This window comes from Vibrio sp. ER1A (assembly GCF_000733315.1).
In the GTDB taxonomy this organism is placed as follows: Bacteria; Pseudomonadota; Gammaproteobacteria; order Enterobacterales; family Vibrionaceae; genus Vibrio; species Vibrio mediterranei.
The window spans coordinates 1-3933 of record NZ_JPJA01000026.1; the positions used below are offsets into that span (position 1 = coordinate 1).

At 40.5% G+C, this 3933-nt stretch carries 4 protein-coding genes and 1 pseudogene; 2 read left to right on the top strand and 3 right to left on the bottom strand.

Annotation, left to right across the window (positions count from 1 at the left end):
- Nucleotides 1–502, top strand: a pseudogene (locus tag HW45_RS29475) (hypothetical protein); the annotation flags it as partial.
- Nucleotides 499–1692 (top strand): hypothetical protein, encoded by a 1194-nt coding sequence (locus tag HW45_RS03305; protein ID WP_038224752.1) that lies wholly within the window; start codon nucleotides 499–501, stop codon nucleotides 1690–1692. The pseudogene HW45_RS29475 and the gene HW45_RS03305, both read left to right, overlap by 4 nt.
- A 41-nt stretch (nucleotides 1693–1733) precedes the next feature.
- On the opposite strand, the gene HW45_RS03310 is transcribed toward HW45_RS03305, so the two are convergent.
- The 3 genes from HW45_RS03310 to HW45_RS28210 form a co-directional block, all read right to left on the bottom strand.
- On the bottom strand, nucleotides 1734–2309 hold the full coding sequence (locus tag HW45_RS03310; RefSeq protein ID WP_038224754.1) for a hypothetical protein: 576 nt from the start codon (nucleotides 2307–2309) through the stop codon (nucleotides 1734–1736).
- A 24-nt stretch (nucleotides 2310–2333) separates the two neighbouring features.
- Entirely contained in the window at nucleotides 2334–2912 is a 579-nt protein-coding gene (locus HW45_RS03315) for a hypothetical protein (RefSeq protein WP_038224756.1), read from the bottom strand.
- A gap of 159 nt (nucleotides 2913–3071) precedes the next feature.
- Nucleotides 3072–3677, bottom strand: a complete 606-nt coding sequence (locus HW45_RS28210; RefSeq protein WP_051867714.1) for a Rha family transcriptional regulator — start codon at nucleotides 3675–3677, stop codon at nucleotides 3072–3074.
- Nucleotides 3678–3933 lie beyond the last annotated feature (256 nt).

Here is a 3933-nt window from a genome sequence, read left to right on the forward strand (position 1 = left end):
ATGGGGCGTTAAAGCTTCAGCGGGTGATGTTGCTGCAAGCATTGGTTTAGTCGCAAAGTCGAATGGCGCAGATTATAGAAACGCTTATTTCTATGTCAAGAACGCCGATTTTAAGGTTTCGTATAACGATGGTTCGAGCGATCAAGCCGTTCCAGTATTTGGGACAATGGACAACCCAAGATATGGTCAGCCCGGTCAACCGCGAAAAATACTTGTTATAGATACCGCTCATATCAAAGCGGCCAGTATCAAAGACCTAGTGGTAAGTAACTTAGTATCTGACGTTATCATTGCTCAATCAGAGATACGATCGCCAGTTATCAAAACACCAGTGATCAATGATGTTAATGCACCTTTTCATGTATCTTCAGCTGGGCACGTTACCGCAAGAAATATAAGAATCGAGTCTGGAACGAGTAGTAATGGAATGGTAATTACACAAGATAGGATAGATGTGTACGAGAATGGTGCGTTAAGGGTTAGGCTGGGGAGACTTCAATGAGTTGGGGAATTACATTACAGTTCGATGGTTATCCTCCATTTGATATTGACTCCATGCATCCAATTGTTTGTCTTGGAACACACTTTTATTCATATCGAACCAACAGTACAAACGGGTCTTTTACTGCGAATTTCACATATCCTAGACCGCCAATGACGCAAGCAAAGAAGTATGGTTATACAGGCGGGTATTTCTGGCGAGTTGGAAACGTAGTGCCACCTAATGCCGTAAATAGTGTGTCTATTGGTGATACGGCAATGTCAGCCAACTATAAGCTACATGGTGCGGGTGGGTCTATATATGCTTATGCAGCGGTTTATAGCTCCGCATTTGCTGATTATACAGGCGTATTTACTACAGATTCTTACGGCATGGTAACCAACAACAAAGGCATGCAGACGGTATTTAGTTACACTCATGCACCGATGCGCGTTAAGTCTAAGTATGAAATTTCGATACCCGCAAATACGAAAATGAAAATTATAGAAATACCAGACTTAGAAAGACCATTAAGTGGTGCTGAAAGCGTTCAAGTATTTGTTGGAACCAAGAACAATGAAGTTGGTTTTGCTTCAGAGCTTATTCCAGTTAGTGGTTATGATTGGCAGCATGGCGCTAGGTTAAAGCTATGGTTTTTTAACCCAAATGTAAGTCAGGGTGGAGTTAGGGATATTACGGGGTCGTCCTCTCATGTAGCAACAACGCTTTATTTGATTGTAGCTGATGCCAATAATGATTCTGAAGGCACTGGTTGGAGCATGGTTATCAAAAACAAAAGTGGGATCGTGTCTTTCTCTAAAGACCAGATACCACTACTTGCCAAAGGTGTTTTATATATAGCTAAGCAGCCATACATTGAATGGCCAAAGCCAAACAACCCATTTGGAGTGCCAAAACCCATACCATCATCATTAGATGGGACAATACTAATGCCAGTAGGAATTCATTCAAGAACGAGTTATGTTTTTGAGATCAGCGGGAGCAGTTCATTCTGGACAGGATTTTGTCCGATGTATTTTTACAATAACGAAGTTAGGCATTGTTTTTTAGCTACAAAAAGAGTTGCCTCAAGTGGTAGCTCAGTGCCGCATGGTTATAGGACGGACAAATCAAGGCATACTGGGGTAATGAATAATGAATATAAGATCCCAGCGATAAGGGCAATGGATTATTTTCAAAGCTTAAATTAGGGGGTGTTACCCCCCTTTTTTTTATCTTCTAATTTATTTGGTCAAAATGTAAAGCCCAGCAAGATACTAGTAGTATAATTATTGTAGTCTGTATCTACCGATTTTCCATTTATATCAACAGTTTCGATACTGCCCAGTGAAGAATGAACATTAACAGAAAGTCTATCGTTGATTTGATAGCCAATCCCTATAAATGGAAGAGTTTTGCTTTCGGATACATCATAAAGTGTATCTGAGCTATTCTGTCCATTTGTGGTGCCGTAAACATCACCTTTCATATCTACCGTCATTTGGCTAGCACCAGCCTTAAGTGATAAGCCATTAAGAAGTGAATCTGTGAACTTATAGCCAACATAAATACTATATATGCTATTGTTCCGATCTAGGGAGTATTTAGCGTTATTTATAGATGAATGGGTTATTGATCCTGTTTCGTAAGTGTCTGCACTTCCTATGTTAGCTTGAAAGCCAAGAAGATAATTTTTACCGACTACGCCTTCTGCCCCGACAGAAAAGTTTTTATTGGTATCTACCCCAGCAAGCACATTTATATCTAAAGCGTGCGCATAAAAGGGCGGTAGCAATGAACAGAACAGTGTAAGTATTAGCTTTTTCATTATTATTACTCTCTATTACGATCGTTACATGAGAAATCGAACACCAGCATAACCAACCGTTAGGTCATATCCAGAATAGTCGCCCTGAAAGAATTGCGCCCTATATCCGACATATACTCCCACTTTGGATTTGTTTATGTCCCAATTTAACTCACCACCAACTTGTGTAAAGATCGAATTGTCAGATGATGCACTAGAGTTTAAGGCCGAATAACCTAGACCTCCATATCCACTAACGCTAAATCCATGGGTTAAGTCTAATGTAGGTTTTAGATTTACAGCCCCTCCCCATCCTGATAGTTCTGTTTTATAAACAGAAAGTCCATATGCGGTGTTGATGGGTACATACACATCAGCCTGGCCTAAATACTGACCTTGCAAGCCAATACCAACAGTAAACTTATCCGCTACAGGGATGTAGTTTGTCACATTTATACTAGAACTGTAACTGACTGGAATATCACCAATGACTTTATCCCCAGAGAGATTGCTAGAAAATCCGTAATCAGCAGAAATAACAGTCTCGTTTGTATCTGCAAACGAGACTCCTGAAATAAGAGTTATTGCCAATGCTGTAGGAGCAATAAACTTTAGCGTTTTCATTGTACGTACCTATTTAATCAATGTTAGTGAGCCATATGCATCACGTACATATTAAATCAGTGATAACCTTACAAGTAATGTGTAATAATGTATTGATATGTATGGTCTTGAAAGAGATCACAATATGAGCGTCAATGCATGACGCTCATAGCATAATGGTTACATTCTAGAGAGTCTTTTTGCTGCTATCGTATTAATGGCAATGATCTCTTGATTCGTGAATAACCGATTATTCCCCATGAAGCTAATGAATTTCTCTTTGTTGCACACAAATGCGTCTTGAGGAACGACCATCGAGCGAACGATCTGACCATTCTCGATATCAAGTAGAATTCGGGTGTCGAGACCATCCTTAAAATCGTCCATCAGTTCAGCCTTAGTTGGAAGCATAAATGGAAGGGGCTCCTGATGGGTTTGCTTGGCTAGCTTTTCGGCCATAAGGTTAAATGCGTTAATGTAGGCCTCTTTGATAACAGCTGCCTTTTTGCCAGTGAAGCCCATAACCAAAAACATAAAGCCGTCTTTGGTCATTTGGTACTTTGGGCGAACCTTATCTTGAGCGTCGTGATAATGGGCCAGCACAAAATTGTGTTGGCTAAAAATGCTAGAGCAATCAAGGGTGTTTAGCTTTCTAAGCACTTGTTCATGACGCTTTGAGAAGTACTTAGCAACCAAGATAGAATCTGTGACTAATTCATTGGTTTGAGAAACAAAAACTAGATCTTCTGGACGATGTTGTGCGATAGGCAAAGTTTGTGCAGTCATAATGTGACTCCTTGGAGAATGATTTATTTATCACCACCAAGGGGTTCGAATCAGTTGGTGGCAATCTGGACAAGATTCGAACTACCGCTCCAAGGTGCGGCCCACCGAAGTGGCCTTATCCAGATCACCATAATTTTGATGCACTGAATAGCACGCAATAAAAAACCAGCAAAAGCTGGCGTTATTACGCCTTGGAGTCATGCGGGGTTCGAATCCCGACAACGGATTTTGCCGTTGTGTTTTTTACATTAGGCGT

Excerpts from the sequence above, each read along its gene's own strand:
- HW45_RS03305 (WP_038224752.1), top strand. The coding sequence starts at position 499 with ATGAGTTGGGGAATTACATTACAGTTCGATGGTTATCCTCCATTTGAT.
- HW45_RS03310 (WP_038224754.1), bottom strand. The coding sequence starts at position 2,309 with ATGAAAAAGCTAATACTTACACTGTTCTGTTCATTGCTACCGCCCTTT.
- HW45_RS28210 (WP_051867714.1), bottom strand. The coding sequence starts at position 3,677 with ATGACTGCACAAACTTTGCCTATCGCACAACATCGTCCAGAAGATCTA.
- HW45_RS03315 (WP_038224756.1), bottom strand. The coding sequence starts at position 2,912 with ATGAAAACGCTAAAGTTTATTGCTCCTACAGCATTGGCAATAACTCTT.